Raw genomic sequence first — 15,570 nt, forward strand, 5'->3', positions numbered from 1 at the left:
ACACATGTGCGGAATCGTTGGCTACATCGGGCCCCAGCAGGCTGCCGGCCTGCTCACCGAGGGGTTGGCCCGGCTGGAGCACCGCGGCTACGACTCGGCGGGTGTCGCCGTGCTGGGCAGCAGGCTCCAGGTGGTGAAGAAGGCCGGCCGCGTCCGGGATCTGGTGGATGCGCTGCCGAAGCGGTTCGCCGGCAAGGTCGGCATCGGCCACACCCGCTGGGCGACGCATGGTCCGGCGAACGACACCAACGCCCACCCGCATGTCTCCGCCGACGGCCGGGTCGCGGTTGTCCACAACGGGATTGTCGACAATGCCGCCTCGTTGCGGGAGCGGCTCACCGATGCGGGCGTCGAGCTGGTCAGTGACACCGACACCGAGGTCTTCGCCCACCTCATCGGATTGTCGACTGCGGACAATCTGGAGGCCAAGGTCGTCGACGCGCTCTCCCAGGTCGAGGGCACCTGGGGCCTCGCCGTCGTTCACGCCGACTTCCCCGACCGCATCGTGGTGGCCCGCAATGGCTCCCCGCTGATCGTCGGGGTCGGCGACGGCGAGATGTACGTCGCCTCGGACCTGGCCGCGATCGTGCGCCACACCACCACCGTCGCCCACCTCGACGACGGCGAGCTGGCGACCGTCACCGCGACCGGCTTCACGACCTTCCGCCAGGACCTGACGACGACCACGACGACGGCCCGCGAGGTCGACGTCGACCCGTCGGCGTACGAGTACGGCGAGCTCGCCGACGAGCCGCGGATGTTCACCGAGATCCTCGAGCAGCCATCCTCGGTCGAGCGAGCGCTCCGCGGACGGCTCGACGAGCGGTTCGGCACGGCCCACCTCGGCGGGCTCAACCTCGACCCGCGCGAGCTGCGCGCGATCCGCCGGGTGAAGATCCTCGGCTGCGGCTCCGCCTACTACGTCGGCCAGATGGGGGCCGGGCTGATCGAGGAGCTGGCCCGGATCCCGGCCGACGCCGAGGCGGCATCGGAGTTCCGCTACCGCAACCCGATCATCGAGCCGGACACGCTCTACGTCGCCGTGTCCCAATCCGGGGAGACGATCGACACGCTCCTCGCTGTCCAGGAGATCCGCCGCAAGGGCGGGCGCGTGCTGGGCGTCGTCAACGTCGTCGGCTCGGCGATCGCGCGAGCCGTCGACGGCGGGATCTACCTGCACGCCGGCCCGGAGATCGCGGTCGCCTCGACCAAGGCGCTGACCAACATGTACGTCGCGTTCTCGCTGCTGGCGCTGCAGCTCGGTCGGGTGCGCGACCTCTCGATCGCCGACGGGAAGCGGCTCATCGCCGGCCTGCAGGCGCTGCCGAGGCAGATCGAGGAGATCCTCAAGAGCGAGTCCCACCTCCAGGAGGTCGCGGCGCGCCTGGCCGAGGCCGAGTCGATGTTCTTCGTCGGACGCGTACGTGGCTACCCGGTCGCGCGCGAGGGCGCTCAGAAGCTGAAGGAGATCTCCTATCGGCACGCCGAGGCCTACCAGACCTCCGAGCTCAAGCACGGCCCGCTCGCCCTGATCTCCGAGTCCGTGCCGACCGTGGCGATCGTGCCCCACGACGAGCTGACCGACCGCAACGTCGCGGCTCTGCACGAGATCAGCGCCCGCCGAGGGCCGCTGGTCGTCGTCACCCACCCCGACGTCGACCTCGGCGAGCTCGACGCACTGCGCGTGGACGTACCGAAGAACGAGGTCGAGGTCGACCCGATCCTGCTGACCATCCCGCTCCAGCTGATCGCCTTCCACGCCGCCAAGGCACTCGGCCACGACGTGGACAAGCCGCGGAATCTCGCTAAATCGGTAACCGTTGAGTAGCCGGGAGCGGTTGAATCGGGCCATGCGTCTGGCGGGTATCAATCTGCATCCGGTGAAGTCGACGGCGATCAGGCCGGTCGAGGAGGCCTACGTCGGCAGGGCCGGGATCGTCGGGGACCGCGAGTGGATGGTCGTCGACGGCAGCGGCACGCTGGTGACGGCTCGTGAGCTGAGGGAACTGTTCACGATCGTGGCGGACACGCCGTCGACCGGTGGGCCGGCCGGCGTGGACCTGCTGCTGAACGGTCCGGAGATGGACCCGCTGGAGGTGACGGTGCCCGGCCCGGAGGCGCCGGCCGTCGGCGTACGTCTCTTCCAGAAGCCGCTGACCGCGAAGGCCGTCGGGGAGCCTGCCGACGCCTGGCTGCGGAAGGCGCTCGGCCGAGACGACCTGCGGCTCGTGTGGTGTGCGGATCCGACGAAGCGGGCGATGAACCCGGCCAAGTACCGGCCCGGTGAGTTCGCCGCGTTCCACGACTCCTCGCCCGTGTCGCTGATCAGCGACGCCTCGGCCGAGCAGATCGACGCCTGGGCCGAGGGTGACGTGCCGGCGGGGCGCTTCCGTGCCAACCTGCTCGTCGAGGGTGCTCCGGAGGCGTTCGCCGAGGACGGCTGGAGCGAGGTCGCGATCGGTGGCGCCCGGTTCCGGGTCGCCGCCCCGATCGACCGGTGCGTGATGACGACCATCGATGCCGACACGCTGGAGTCGGGCAAGGACCCGCTCCGTGCCCTCGCGAAGCATCGTCGCTGGGACGGCAAGGTCTGGGCGGCGGTGCATCTCGCCGTCGCGCACCCCGGCGAGATCGCGGTCGGTGACGAGGTCATCGTCTCCTGAGTGACCGGGGCCACCGCGCCGAGGAATGCTGAGATCGTGCTATAAGGGCCTACCGTTGGATGGTGAGCACCGACCCTGAATCTGCCGTATCCACCACTCCCGCGCCCGAGGAGCCGAGCGCGCCCAGCGGTGGGTCCAGCGTGGAGGCTGAGCAGGGTCCGACGTTCGACTCACTCGGTCTGTCCGCCGGTGTCCTCGAGGCCGTGAAGGCGCTCGGCTACGAGACGCCTTCGGCGATCCAGGCGGCGACCATCCCGTCGCTGCTCGAGGGCCGCGACGTCGTCGGTCTGGCGCAGACCGGCACCGGTAAGACCGCCGCGTTCGCGCTGCCGGTGCTCTCGAACCTCGACGTCTACCAGAACGCGCCTCAGGCGCTGGTGCTCGCGCCGACGCGCGAGCTGGCCCTGCAGGTGTGCGAGGCGTTCGAGCGCTACGCGTCCAACCTCGACGGCGTACGCATCCTGCCGGTCTACGGCGGGCAGGGCTACGGTCCGCAGCTGACCGCGCTGCGTCGCGGCGTCCACGTCGTCGTCGGCACCCCCGGCCGGATCATGGACCACCTCGAGAAGGGCACGCTGGATCTCTCCCAGCTGCGCTTCCTGGTGCTCGACGAGGCCGACGAGATGCTCAACATGGGCTTCGCGGAGGACGTCGAGACCATCCTCGCCGACACCCCTGAGGACAAGCAGGTCGCGCTCTTCTCGGCGACCATGCCCGCGCAGATCCGCCGGCTGTCGAAGAAGTACCTTCGCGATGCGAAGGAGATCTCGGTCAAGGCGAAGACCCAGACCGCCGCCAACATCACCCAGCGCTACCTGATGGTGTCCTACCCCCAGAAGGTCGACGCGCTCACCCGCATCCTCGAGGTCGAGAACTTCGAGGGCATGATCGTCTTCACGCGCACCAAGTCCGAGACCGAGTCGCTGGCCGAGAAGCTGCGCGCGCGTGGCTTCGCGGCGACCGCGATCAACGGTGACATCGCCCAGGTCCAGCGCGAGAAGACCGTCAACCAGCTCAAGGACGGTTCGCTGGACATCCTGGTCGCGACCGACGTCGCGGCCCGTGGTCTGGATGTCGAGCGGATCTCGCACGTGGTCAACTACGACCTGCCGACCGACGTCGAGGCGTACGTCCACCGCATCGGCCGCACCGGCCGCGCGGGCCGCACCGGCGACGCGATCTCGTTCGTCACCCCGCGTGAGCGGTGGCTGCTGCGTGCGATCGAGAAGCACACCAAGGCGCAGCCGGTGCAGATGCAGCTGCCCTCGGTCGACGAGGTCAACGCAACCCGCCTCTCCCGCTTCGACGACGGCATCACCGCCGCGCTGCAGGAGGCCGAGCGCATCGAGTTCTTCCGCGACGTGGTGCGTCACTATGTCGAGGAGCACGACGTCCCCGAGGTCGACGTCGCGGCCGCCCTGGCCGCGGTGCTCCACGGCGAGGAGCCGCTGCTCCTCGACCCGGAGCCCGAGAAGCCCGCGTACGAGGAGCGCCGTGGCCGTCGCGAACGCGACGACCGGGGCGAGCGGGGGACCGGTGAGCGCCGCGAGTCGTCACGGTCGCGCGGCAACGGGCAGCCGCTGGCGACGTACAAGATCCAGGTGGGCAAGCGCCACCGCGTCGAGCCGCGCCAGATCGTCGGCGCCATCGCCAACGAGGGCGGTCTGCGCCGCGCCGACTTCGGCAACATCTCCATCCGCAACGACTTCTCGCTCGTCGAGCTCCCCGCGGACCTGGCTCCCGAGACCTGGAAGGCTCTCGAGTCGACCCGCATCTCCGGCAAGCTGATCGAGCTCTCCGAGGACTCCGGCGGCGGCCCCGTACGCCGCTCGGGTGGTCGCTTCGACCGGAGCCAGGGGCCGCGCCGCGGTGCGCCCGAGGCCGGTGACCGGCCCCGCAAGCCGCGCCAGAAGCGCAAGTTCGACTGACCCGAGAAGTCGCCCGCGTCGGCCGAGGCGTCAGGCGCGTCGACCGAATGGTCACAGCGTTGACGTCTCGGGCGACCGGGGTGACGCCTCGGCAGGGGTCAGCAGGCGGCGAGGGTGCGTTGGGCGGAGAGGACGACCAATGCGAACGGGATCGCCATGAAGGCGATCGCGGCCAGCGCGACCATCGCGGTGAGGCTGCCGGTGAGGGCCAGCATCGTGAGACCGATGACCGGGATCACGACCGCGACGGTGAAGGCCCAGGCCGCGGTCAGTCGTGCTGCGCGTCGGCCCATGGGGAGCCAGCGCTGACCGATCGCGGTCGCGACGAGCGCGATGACGGCACCGACTGCGCCGATCGTGCCGACGTACTCGATGATCCTGTCGAGCACGTTGAACAGCCCGGCATCGGGGGCCGCCAGGTGCGCGCTCGAACCCAGGTCGATGCCGCCGTCCCACAGGAACGCCTGAGGGATCATGACGAGGACGAGCATGAGAGCCGTACGTCGCGCGGCACCGATCGCGACGGTGTCGCGGAAGCCGGGTGCGATGTCATCGACCGAGCCGAAGTCGCGTAGCGCCATGGCTTCCGCCTCTGCGATCGTGTAGCCGGCCGCCGTGTAGGCGTCGGTCGCGTCCTCGAGATGGTCACCGGCCTCGCGCAGGAGGTCGCGCCGGGTCCAGCTCGGCCCGGGGATCGCGGCGCGCAGGTCCGCAAGGTAGACGTCGACGGCGCTCATGCGTTCATCCTCTGTCCCTGGGTGTGCCGACCGCATCAGGGAACCCCCTGATTGGTGGTGTTGTGGGCGTGCGTGGCGTCCCTGACGTTCTGGTTCGCGACACGCTGCGGCGGCGTACTGGATGTCAGGGGCGCCGGCCGTCCCGTGGCGTCCCTGACGTTCTGCTGCGCGACACGCAGAAGGGGACTACCGAACGTCAGGGAGACGGCTACGAGATCAGGCGCCGGGCGCGACGCCTCGGCGGGTCAGGCTTCGCCGAGTACGCCGGAGACGACCTTGGCGAAGGTGCGCCACTCCTGACGATGGGCGGCGAGGGCGTTGCGGCCGGCGGAGGAGAGCTCGTAGGTGCGGCGTTTGCGGCCGCTGACCTCGGACCAGGAGCTGTGGAGGTAGCCGGCCTTCTCCAGGCGCCGCAGGGCGGGGTAGATGGTGCCGGTGGGGAGGTCGAGCTCGCCACCGCTGCGGGCGCTGAGGGCCTCGATGATCGCGTAGCCGTGGAGGGGCTGCTTCTCGACGACGGCCAGGATCAGCGAGTCGAGGTGGCCGCGGAGGGCGTCGGCTTTCATGTAGACAGCCTACACAGACCGTCGTATCTTGTCTCCATACATGTTGCCTGTCTACAGGTAGACAGGCTTTATCGAATCGAGGAGACGCGATGACCATTCAGACGACCACGAGACCCAGTCCGCTACGGCGGCTGGCGTCCTTCTCCCAGCGCCACCACTGGACCGCGCTGCTGTTGTGGGTGGTGGTGCTCGTCGGCGTGACGGCGGCCGCGCAGGGCATCGGCGACGACTACCGCAACTCCTTCGACATCCCGGGCACCCAGTCGCAGGAAATGGCCGACCTGCAGGCGAAGCACGGCGGGTCGGCCGGCGACGAGGTGCGTGCGGTCATCCACGACGAGCGCCGGTGGAACACCGACCAGCAGGCGGTGGACGAACTGCTCGCGGATCTCGCCGAGGTTCCCCATGTGGAAAGCGTCGAGGCGGCCGATCCGCAGCGCGGGCCGGTGAGCGAGGACGGTACGACGGCGCTGGTCACGATCGTGATGGATGCCAAGGCCGGTGAGCTCCCGACCAGCACCTATGAGCCGTTCCTCGAGCTCGCGGACGATGCGTCGGCCGGCGATCTCCAGGTCGAGATGGCCGGCGACTCGATGCGCGAGGTGAGCGCGGGGGAGGGCGGCAGCTCCGAGGGGATCGGGATGCTCGCCGCGCTGGTGATCATGCTGTTCATGTTCGGCTCGTTCCTGGCGGCGAGCCTGCCGCTGATCACCGCGATCTTCGCGGTCGGCACGACCTTCGGCGTGGTCACGCTGCTCTCCCACCTGACCACGATCCCCGACTACACCGCGCCGATGCTGATGATCGTCGGTCTCGGTGTGGGCATCGACTACGCGCTGCTGGTCTTCTCGCGCTACCGCAGCGAGCTGCTCGACGGCTCCACCCGCGAGGACGCCACCGCGACCGCGATCGACACCGCCGGTCGTTCGGTCCTCTTCGCCGGCGTCAGCGTGATCCTGGCGCTCTGCGGGCTCTACGTGCTGCAGCTGACCTCGATCCAGGGTGTCGTCCTCGGCGTCGCGCTCACCGTCCTGATGACGATGATCGCCGCGGTCACCCTGCTCCCGTCGCTGCTGACGCTGTTCGGGAAGCGGCTGGAGAAGTCCGTACGCCGCCACGCCGCCCGCTCCCGCCGGGAGCCCGGTCAGCGCTGGCGTGCCTGGGCCGGCGGCGTCCAGCGGCACCCGTGGGTCGCGCTGGTCGTCTCCCTGGTCGCTCTGGGCGCCCTCGCCACCCCGGTCCTCGGTCTCCAGCTCGGCTTCGCCGACGCTGGCAACGACGACACCTCCTCGACCACGCGGAAGGCGTACGACCTGGTCAGCGAGAAGTTCGGACCCGGCGCCAACGGGCCGCTCATCGTCATGACCGAGGGCTCGCAGGAGCAGGCGGCCGCGGCGTACGAGAAGATCCGGGGGTACGACGGCGTGGCCGCCGTGACGCCGCCGCAGCCGTCGGCAGACGGGGCGGTGTTCACCTCCATCGCGTTCCCGGAGACCGGCCCGCAGGACGCCGAGACGACCGAGCTGGTCGAGGATCTCCGGGACGACCTCGGCGATGACGTCCTCGTCGGTGGGTCGACCGCGGCGCTGATCGACTACTCCGACGCGGTCGGGAAGAAGCTGCCGCTCTTCGTCGGGCTGGTGGTCGGGCTCTCCGCGCTGCTGCTGATGTGCGTCTTCCGCTCCGTCGCGGTGGCGATCAAGGCGGCGATCCTCAACCTGATCTCGATCGGCGCCTCGATGGGGGCGATGACGTACGTCTTCCAGGAGGGGCTGCTCGGGGTCGAGCCCGGTCCGATCGAGGCGTTCCTGCCGGTGATGACCTTCGCGATCGTCTTCGGGCTCTCGATGGACTACGAGGTCTTCCTGATCTCGCGGATGCGCGAGGAGTGGCTGCGCAGCGGTGACGCCCAGGAGGCGGTCCGGGAGGGGCTGGCGCACACCGGCGGCGTCATCACCGCGGCCGGCGCGATCATGGTCGTGGTCTTCGGCGCCTTCTGGTTCAGCCCGGACCGAATGCTGCAGGAGATGGGCTTCGTGATGGCGGTGGCGGTGCTGCTGGACGCGGTCGTGGTGCGGTGCCTCGTGGTGCCCGCCGTGATGCGGCTCCTCGGTGCCGGTGCGTGGTGGCTGCCGGGGTGGCTCGACCGGATCCTGCCGAGGCTGCAGAACGCCGAATGAACCTGGGTAAGCGGGTTCCGGACAGTTACTTGGACATGAAACAAATTTCCTGCGAGGGAACGTAAGGGCGCGTACAACCGAAGAGAAGGGCTGCACCCCCAAGCGGCCCCTGGCTTTCGGGAGTTGCCATGAACGGTTCGACCTTCCGCCTGTCCAAAGTCCGCCTCGCGGTCTCCCTCACCTCCATCGCCCTTCTCGGGGCCGGCCTCGCCGCCGCCCCAGGCTCCCCAGCCGCTGCGGCTGGGGAGCCCTACGTCGCGCTCGGCGACTCCTACTCCTCGGGAGTCGGCACGCGCAGCTACATCTCCGACGGCACCTCGTGCAAACGGTCGACCCTGGCGTACCCGAGTCTGGTCGCCGCGGCGAAGAGCTACAGCCTCAACTTCCGCGCCTGCTCGGGCGCGGTGGTCGCCGATGTCATCAACAACCAGATCAGCGCGCTGTCGAGCTCGACCCGGTACGTGACGATCTCGGTCGGTGGCAACGACGCCGGCTTCGCCGACGTGATCACCGAGTGTGCCTATCCGGCCTGGGCGAGCGACTGTGCCGGCGCGGTCGCGGGCGCGCAGAACTACATCCGCAACACGCTCCCGGGCAACCTCACCACCCTCTACTCCAGGATCCGTTCCGCGGCGCCCTACGCGAAGGTGGTGGTCGTGGGATACCCGAAGCTGTTCATGGGTGAGGACTGCAACGCGCTCACCTGGTTCAGCCCGGATGACGAGACGATGCTCAACGACACTGCGGTGCTCCTCAACAACACCACGGCGTCGCGCGCGAGCGCCGCAGGCTTCACCTACGTCAACCCGATCAGCCGGTTCACCGGGCACGCCGTCTGTGACGACGTCGAGTGGATCAACGGTCTCTCCGACCCGATCGAGGAGTCCTACCACCCCAACGTCGCCGGGCAGCGTGACGGCTACACGCCGCTGGTGAGCACGCCGCTCACCGGAGCCGCGGTCACCGCGACCCCGGCGGTGCTCGCCGCGGCCGAGGCATCCGGTCCCGCCCAGGCCGCCAAGCAGCAGAAGTACGCCGCCCTCGACCGCCACATCGAGCCGGAGGTGTTCCAGCCGCCCACCCGTGAGCGTCTGCAGAAGCTCGCGGACCAGCGCGGGGTCGATCTGGACGCCTGGCTGGCGACGCACTGATCTGACGCTTGTGGAACGGTTGTGAAGCCGAGCGTGGCCCACCGGTCACTCTCGGCTTCACAACCTCGGCGTTGGACAGGTGTAACCCAATCTTGGGGGCGGGGCTGATAGAACCGTTCCATGCGAGTATCCCGGGGCATAGCGGCCCTTGCTGTTGCCTTACCGCTGCTTGCTGCCTGTGGTGGGGCCAAGGACCCGGGGCCGAGCATGTCGAGCCTGACCACAGCCCTGGAGACCGGCACCTTCACGAAGGTCGACTTCGTGGCGAAGACCGACCCCGCGTCCGTCGCGGCGGACTACCAGGATCTGACCGGCAACCTTTTCGGGAAGCTCGGCGCCCCCGACGTGTCCGCGACCAAGCCGACCTTCACCGGCCACGGCACCGACAGCGCGAAGTCGACGCTCACCTGGGCCTGGGGCCTGCCGGGCGGCCGGTGGACCTACGAGTCGGAGGTCGAGCTCCGCAAGACCGACGAGAAGTGGGAGTTCGTCTGGGAGCCGACCGTCGTCGCCCCGGCGCTCGCCGAGGGCCGCAGCCTCCACGTCGAGACCGTCCAGCAGCAGCGCGGCGAGATCCTGAGTACGTCAGGAGCGACCCTGGTCGCCGACCGTCCGGTCGTCACCGTGGGCATCGACAAGACCCTGATCGACCCGGTGGCGGCGCCCGCGGCCGCCCGGGACGTCGCTGCGATCGTCGGCATCAACCCGAAGCGCTACGCCAAGCGCGTCAAGGCTGCCGGGGACAAGGCGTTCGTCGAGGCGATCTCGATCCGCAAGCCGATGATGACGAAGACCAAGGCCGCGAGGATCGCGAAGATCAAGGGCGCCGCGATGCTCAACCGGACCCTCCCGCTCGGTCCGACCAAGGAGTTCGCGTCCCCGGTCATCGGCATCGTCGGTGAGGTGACGGCCGAGATGATGAAGAAGCATCCCGGGACCTACCTGCCGGGTGACCTCGCCGGACTCTCCGGGTTGCAGGCGCGCTACGACGAGCAGCTGCGCGGTAAGCCCGGACTCCAGGTCGCGGTGCTCGGTGACGAGGGCGAGATCCTCAAGAGGCTCTACAGCACCGACCCGGTCGACGGGAAGTCGCTGACCGTCACCCTCGACGCGCGGCTGCAGAAGAGCGCCGAGAAGATCCTGAAGCGCATCAAGCCCGAGAGCGCCCTGGTCGCGATCCGGCCCAGCGACGGTGCCGTGCTGGTCGCCGCCAACGGCAGGGACAACAAGATGAACCTGGCCACCTACGGCCAGGCCGCCCCGGGCTCGACCTTCAAGACCGCGACGACGCTGGCCCTGCTGCGCAAGGGTCTCAACCCCACGAGCCAGGTCGGGTGCCCGGCCAAGGCGACCGTCGACGGCAAGACCTTCACGAACGACTCGTGGTACCCCAGGTCGGCCCTCGGGGAGATCACGCTCGCCCACGCCGTCGCCGAGTCCTGCAACACCGCCATGGTCGAAGCTGCGGGCGAGGTCGGCCACGCCGAGATCGCCTCGGCCGCCGCCTCGCTGGGCTTCGGGATCGACCGCGACGCCGGCTTCACCTCCTACTTCGGACAGATCCCCGAGCCCGGCAGCGAGACCGAGCACGCCGCCGACGCGATCGGGCAGGGCAAGGTGCTCGCCTCGCCGCTCGTGATGGCCGCCGTCATCGGCTCCATCCAGAGCGGTCACACCGTGGTCCCGAACCTCGTCGAGGGCCAGGTCGCCAAGCCGTCGGGCGTCGAACCGCTCGCCGCCGACGAGGCCGAGCAGCTGCGTACGATCTTCCGGGGTGTGGTCACCGACGGCACCGGCAGCGGCCTGGCCGACGTGCCCGGCAAGCCGGTGATCGCCAAGACCGGCACAGCGGAGTTCGACCGCAACGGCAAGCGCCTGACCCACACCTGGATGATCGCCGCGCAGGGTGACCTGGCCGTGGCGGTCTACGTCGACGAGGGCGAGAACGGTGCCGCCACCTCGGGGCCCCTGGTCGAGGCGTTCCTGCGGACGGTCAACGAGCGCTGAGCAGCCGCGAAATGAGATGTGGCCCGGCCGTGAGGCCGGGCCACAATCGATTTCCCTCGGTGCTTCTCTACCGACGGGGGGAACAGTAGAGAAGCTCGGAGGGGCGAGCCTGGCGGCCTTGCGGCCGCGAGGCCCGGTCGAGGCGTGGAGTGCTCCCTCCCTACGTCGACGTGGATACATAACCAGACTTGTTCCTGGCTGTCACGTCAATGTCCTTTTTCCCACAGGATTGGTGAGTCCGTGTGGGGAAGGTGTGGATCGGTCACTGCCCGGCAGGGATCTCCGTGGCGCCGTTCTCTGCGGTCTTGTCGACGGCCTTGCGGAGCAGCGAACCGAGATCCACGCCGGTGGTGGTCTTGAGCATGTTGAGGGTCTGGACGACGTTGTCGTTGACCTGCTTCGGGATGGCGCCGGCGCCCTCGGTGGAGAGGACGGTCAGGTTGTCGATGGCGCTGATCGGCGCGGCGACCTCCTTGGCGACCCGGGGCAGGACCTCGATCAGCATCTGCAGCACGGCGGCGTCGTTGTAGGACGCGAACGCCGTGGCGCGCTTCTCCATCGCCTCCGCCTCGGCCTGACCGACGGCCAGGGTCGCGGCAGCGCTCGCCTCACCCTCGGCCCGGGTCGCCTCGGCGCCGGCCAGACGCAGCGACTTCTGCGCGTCACCGCGCTTGGCGCCCTCGATGGCCTCGGCCTCGGCCAGCGCGGCACGGCGGGCCTTCTCGGCCTCACCGCTGAGTCGGGCCTGCTCGGCGTCGGCCTCTGCGGCGGCGATGGTGGCCGCCTTGCGGGCCTCGGCAGCCGCGATCTCGGAGTTGCGGCGACCCTCCGCCTCCTGCTCCACGCGGTAGCGCTCGGCGTCGGCGGGCTTGCGCACCTGGGTCTCGAGCTGCCGCTCGGTCAGTGCCGCCTGGCGTACGGCGACCTTCTCCTGCTCGGTGAGGATGGCCTGGTCGCGGTCGGCCTGGGCCAGCGGGCCGGAGGCGGCGGCGTTCGCTGCGGCAGCGTCGGTCTCGGCCTTGATCTCGGCCTGCTTGAGGGCGAGCGCACGCTGAGCGATCGCGATCTCCTCCTCGGCCTTGATCCGGGCCTGCTCGGCGGCGCGACGGGCCTCCGCCTCGGCGATCGAGGCGGCCTGGGTGATGCGGGCGGCCTCGGGGCGGCCGAGGTTGGCGAGGTAGGAGCCGTCGTCGGTGACGTCCTGGATCTGGAAGGTGTCCAGGATCAGGCCCTGGCCGGTGAGGCTCGACTCCGACTCATCCGCGACACGCTGGGCGAAGGCGGCCCGGTCGCGGATGATCTGCTCGACGGTGAGGCCGCCGACGATCGAGCGCAGCGCACCGGCGAGCACCTCCTGGGTGAACGGCTCGATCTCCTCCTGCTGGGAGAGGAACCGCTGCGCGGCGAGGCGGATCTGGTCGGCGTTGCCACCGACCTTCACGATCGCGACACCGTCGAGGTTGAGCTTGATGCCCTGCCCGGAGACCGCACCGCGGATCTGGACCGAGATCCGGCGCGAGGAGAGATCCATCGTCGCGAGCTTCTGGACGAACGGCACCACGAAGACGCCGCCACCGAGGACGACCTTCTGGCCCGACAGGTCGGTGGTGAGCTGGCCGGTCTCGGGGTTGAGGACCGCCTTGCCCTTACGCCCGGTGACGATGAAGGCCTGGTTGGGGCCGGCGACCTTGTAGCGGCTGGTGACCAGCAGCAGGAGCAGGATGAGAAGTACGACAAGGCCGGCGATCGGCACCAGCAGTTCCATGAGGACCCCTTCAGGTCAGGAGGTGATCTCGCGCCACGTCGGCGCGACGGTGACTGCTGTCGGGGAGAGGACGCCGGTCACGTGCACGGGAGTGCCCGGCGTGATCGGCTCGTCGAGGTCGGGGGCCTTGGCGTTGTAGGTCACCGTGTGGCCCCCGAGGGCGACCCGCACCACACCGAACCCATCGGCCGGGATCGTGGTGATCACGGCGGCGTCCAGCCCGACGGCGGCGTCGCCCGAGGGCGCGGCGTCGGTGTGCTCCTCCTTCAGCAGGCGGGTCAGCCACAGTGCGAACCAGGCGAAGAGGGCTCCGACGACGGAGCCGATCACGATGGAGGGCAGCAGGGTGAGCCCGAGCGGGCCGTGGGCGATGGCGCCACCGAACCCGAACGCCGACACGAACCCGGCCAGCGCGGCGGTGGAGAACCAGTCGCTCGCCAGCCAGTCCAGCAGGCCGCCGAGGAAGCCGTCGAGGAGGTCGCCGATCACCAGCGACACCAGCAGGAGGCCCAGCCCGACGGCTCCGATGATCAGGAACGTCGTCACACAATCCTCCACACTGAGCAGCAGTCTGGTGCGGACTGTATCCGTCGGGCCTCAGGCTTGTCCGCTCTATTCGAATCTATTCGAAGGTCCAGAGAAGAAGCTCCGTCGGTACGCCAGCACTGACCGTGAACTCCGGCGGAAGATCGTCCCCGGCGGTGACCTCGAAGGCGTCGCCGGCGGTGAGCGGTTCGGCCATCCCGCTGCGCAGGAGAGCGCCGGAGGCGACGTGGAGATGGCGCAGCCGAGCCTCGGGAAGAGTGATCTCGGCAGGCCCGGAGGTGCCGACGCGGCCGACCCGCAGCGACCCCTGGTCCAGCCGGACCGCCTCGACCCACTCGCCCTCGACCGGGGCGACATCGTGGACGGCGTACGCCGGCTCCCCGGTGCTGCCCGCGACCCATACCTGGATGAACCGGGTGCCGGCGGCCGTGGCGAACTCGGAGTGGTTGACGCCGTCGCCGGTGGTGAAGACACCGACCTGGCCGGGGACGACGGTGCCGGTGGCACCGGTGGAGTCGGTGTGGGTCACCTCGCCGGACAGCGGCCAGGTGACGATCGTGACGCCGGCATGGTGATGGGTCTCGAATCCCTCACCGTTGCGCAGCAGGTGCTCGTCGTAGGCCACGATCGGGCCGAAGCCGACGCGGCTGGGGTCGTAGTGGGGACCGAAGGAGTAGGTGTGCCAGGTTATTTTTCCTGGCCGGAGGCCGGGGGGACGTTCCGTGAATCGGGCGGTTCCTCGGCGGATCTGGGCAGTCACAGTCATGATTGTGCCGTGGCGTTTCCCAAGTTCCCGACTGGCTTCGTGTTCGGCACTGCAGACGCCACCCGGCCGGGGGGCGAGCAGGATGTCGCGCTGCTCATGCGTCTCGGTGCGCCGGGATACCGGTTCGCGGTCTCCTGGCGTGAGCTCCAGCCGGGTGGTCGCGGTGTCTTCGATCCCGATGCCCGCGCTCGTTATGACCGGCTGGTCGACGAGCTGCTCGAGGCCGGCCTGCGCCCGTCGGCCACGCTCTACGCCGGCGAGCTGCCCGAGCCGCTGGCCGCCGACGGCGGCTGGCTCAACCGCGCCACGGTCGACGCGTTCGGTGTCTACGCCGAGATGGTGGCGGACCTGATCGGGGACCGGGTCCCGGAGTGGGTGCCGGTCCAGGATCCCAACGTGGCCGGCTACCTCGGCTACGGCCTCGGCACGATCGCGCCCGGCCGCCGTGCCGGCTGGGGCGTCGTCGCGGCGATGCACCACCTGCTCCTCGCCCACGGCCGCGGCGTGCAGGTGCTGCGCGCCGCCGGGGTCGGGTCGGTCGGCTGCGCCAACCACCACGAGCCGATCTGGCCGCTGTCGGAGGATCCTGCCGACGTCGGTGCGGCCAAGCTCATCGATCTGGCCTGGAACGCGGTGCCGCTCGAGGCGATGCTGATGGGCCGTTACCCCCGCGACCTCGCCGGTCTCGCCGACGACGTCGTGATGCCGGGCGACATGGCCGCCATCCGCTCGCCCCTGGACTTCTACGGGGTCAACTTCTTCGCCCCTCAGCGCATCGGCGCCTCCGCCGAGGGTGACGACATCCCGTTCCGGATGGTGCCGCTCGTCGGCTACCCCGCCACCGACACCGGCTGGGGCGTGGTGCCGACCGCCCTGCGGGAATGGCTGATCATCACCCGATCCCGTTATCGCGCGGCGATGCCGCCGATCGTGGTGACCGAGTGCGGTGCTGCGTACGACGCTCCGGTGGTGGACGGCGAGGTCGACGACCAGGCCCGGATCGACTACCTCGAGGCACACCTGGAGGCGGTCTCGGCCGCGATCGAGCGCGGTGTCGACGTCCGCGGCTTCTACGCCTACACCCTGCTCGACCGCGACGGCTGGGAGGCGCCGTTCACGGGCAAGGACTGGGAGGACGGTGTCGGCGGGAAGTACGGCCTGGTGCACGTCGACGCCGCCGGGGTGCGGACGCCGAAGCGGTCCTTCGGGTGGTACGCCGACATGGTCGCCGCCCACGCCGAAGGCGCTCCGACGGGCTGAG

General features: G+C 69.7%; 12 protein-coding genes. 7 read left to right on the top strand and 5 right to left on the bottom strand.

Translation table 11 applies throughout. The annotated features are described in order from the left end of the window. Positions 1-4: 4 nt before the first annotated feature. From glmS to ACIA03_RS13670, 3 genes are read left to right on the top strand one after another with little or no spacing between them, the layout of a single operon-like run. Positions 5-1,828 carry a glutamine--fructose-6-phosphate transaminase (isomerizing) gene (gene glmS, locus ACIA03_RS13660; RefSeq protein ID WP_396983228.1) on the top strand — a complete coding sequence of 608 codons (1,824 nt, stop codon included), beginning with the start codon at positions 5-7 and terminating at the stop codon, positions 1,826-1,828. A 22-nt stretch (positions 1,829-1,850) separates the two neighbouring features. Beyond that, entirely contained in the window at positions 1,851-2,663 is an 813-nt protein-coding gene (locus tag ACIA03_RS13665) for an MOSC domain-containing protein (RefSeq protein ID WP_396983230.1), read from the top strand. Between the two features lie 59 nt (positions 2,664-2,722). Further along, positions 2,723-4,591: a DEAD/DEAH box helicase gene (locus tag ACIA03_RS13670; protein ID WP_396983232.1), complete on the top strand. Its 1,869-nt coding sequence runs from the start codon at positions 2,723-2,725 to the stop codon at positions 4,589-4,591. A gap of 98 nt (positions 4,592-4,689) precedes the next feature. On the opposite strand, the gene ACIA03_RS13675 is transcribed toward ACIA03_RS13670, so the two are convergent. Both ACIA03_RS13675 and ACIA03_RS13680 read right to left on the bottom strand, forming a co-directional pair. Then, positions 4,690-5,328, bottom strand: a complete 639-nt coding sequence (locus tag ACIA03_RS13675) for a permease prefix domain 1-containing protein (RefSeq protein WP_396983234.1) — start codon at positions 5,326-5,328, stop codon at positions 4,690-4,692. Between the two features lie 245 nt (positions 5,329-5,573). Then, positions 5,574-5,894: a PadR family transcriptional regulator gene (locus ACIA03_RS13680; protein ID WP_396983236.1), complete on the bottom strand. Its 321-nt coding sequence runs from the start codon at positions 5,892-5,894 to the stop codon at positions 5,574-5,576. A gap of 89 nt (positions 5,895-5,983) precedes the next feature. Here ACIA03_RS13680 and ACIA03_RS13685 point away from each other — a divergent pair, with 89 nt between their 5' ends. The 3 genes from ACIA03_RS13685 (at position 5,984) to ACIA03_RS13695 (ending at position 11,232) form a co-directional block, all read left to right on the top strand. After that, complete coding sequence (locus tag ACIA03_RS13685) at positions 5,984-8,074, top strand: MMPL family transporter (RefSeq protein WP_396983238.1); 2,091 nt, start codon at positions 5,984-5,986, stop codon at positions 8,072-8,074. 128 nt (positions 8,075-8,202) lie between these two features. Next, positions 8,203-9,225: an SGNH/GDSL hydrolase family protein gene (locus ACIA03_RS13690; RefSeq protein WP_396983240.1), complete on the top strand. Its 1,023-nt coding sequence runs from the start codon at positions 8,203-8,205 to the stop codon at positions 9,223-9,225. A 207-nt stretch (positions 9,226-9,432) separates the two neighbouring features. Next, complete coding sequence (locus ACIA03_RS13695; protein WP_396983242.1) at positions 9,433-11,232, top strand: penicillin-binding transpeptidase domain-containing protein; 1,800 nt, start codon at positions 9,433-9,435, stop codon at positions 11,230-11,232. Positions 11,233-11,494: 262 nt separating this feature from the next. Here the strand turns inward: ACIA03_RS13695 and ACIA03_RS13700 are convergent, their stop codons facing one another. The 3 genes from ACIA03_RS13700 to ACIA03_RS13710 all read right to left on the bottom strand — a co-directional run bounded on the left by ACIA03_RS13700 (position 11,495) and on the right by ACIA03_RS13710 (position 14,303). Beyond that, positions 11,495-12,997, bottom strand: a complete 1,503-nt coding sequence (locus tag ACIA03_RS13700; protein WP_396983244.1) for a flotillin family protein — start codon at positions 12,995-12,997, stop codon at positions 11,495-11,497. Between the two features lie 15 nt (positions 12,998-13,012). Beyond that, positions 13,013-13,543, bottom strand: a complete 531-nt coding sequence (locus ACIA03_RS13705; RefSeq protein ID WP_396983246.1) for an NfeD family protein — start codon at positions 13,541-13,543, stop codon at positions 13,013-13,015. 76 nt (positions 13,544-13,619) lie between these two features. Beyond that, a complete protein-coding gene (locus tag ACIA03_RS13710) occupies positions 13,620-14,303 on the bottom strand; it encodes a pirin family protein (protein ID WP_396983248.1) in 684 nt (227 codons plus the stop codon). A gap of 15 nt (positions 14,304-14,318) precedes the next feature. Between ACIA03_RS13710 and ACIA03_RS13715 the strand changes: the two genes are divergently transcribed. Continuing rightward, entirely contained in the window at positions 14,319-15,569 is a 1,251-nt protein-coding gene (locus ACIA03_RS13715) for a glycoside hydrolase family 1 protein (protein ID WP_396983250.1), read from the top strand. The last annotated feature ends 1 nt before the right edge of the window (position 15,570 follow it).

Source organism: Nocardioides sp. NPDC051685, from assembly GCF_044453405.1.
In the GTDB taxonomy this organism is placed as follows: Bacteria; Actinomycetota; Actinomycetes; order Propionibacteriales; family Nocardioidaceae; genus Nocardioides.

Coding starts and splice junctions, on each gene's coding strand:
- glmS (WP_396983228.1), top strand. CDS start 5: ATGTGCGGAATCGTTGGCTACATCGGGCCCCAGCAGGCTGCCGGCCTG.
- ACIA03_RS13665 (WP_396983230.1), top strand. CDS start 1,851: ATGCGTCTGGCGGGTATCAATCTGCATCCGGTGAAGTCGACGGCGATC.
- ACIA03_RS13670 (WP_396983232.1), top strand. CDS start 2,723: ATGGTGAGCACCGACCCTGAATCTGCCGTATCCACCACTCCCGCGCCC.
- ACIA03_RS13675 (WP_396983234.1), bottom strand. CDS start 5,328: ATGAGCGCCGTCGACGTCTACCTTGCGGACCTGCGCGCCGCGATCCCC.
- ACIA03_RS13680 (WP_396983236.1), bottom strand. CDS start 5,894: ATGAAAGCCGACGCCCTCCGCGGCCACCTCGACTCGCTGATCCTGGCC.
- ACIA03_RS13685 (WP_396983238.1), top strand. CDS start 5,984: ATGACCATTCAGACGACCACGAGACCCAGTCCGCTACGGCGGCTGGCG.
- ACIA03_RS13690 (WP_396983240.1), top strand. CDS start 8,203: ATGAACGGTTCGACCTTCCGCCTGTCCAAAGTCCGCCTCGCGGTCTCC.
- ACIA03_RS13695 (WP_396983242.1), top strand. CDS start 9,433: ATGTCGAGCCTGACCACAGCCCTGGAGACCGGCACCTTCACGAAGGTC.
- ACIA03_RS13700 (WP_396983244.1), bottom strand. CDS start 12,997: ATGGAACTGCTGGTGCCGATCGCCGGCCTTGTCGTACTTCTCATCCTG.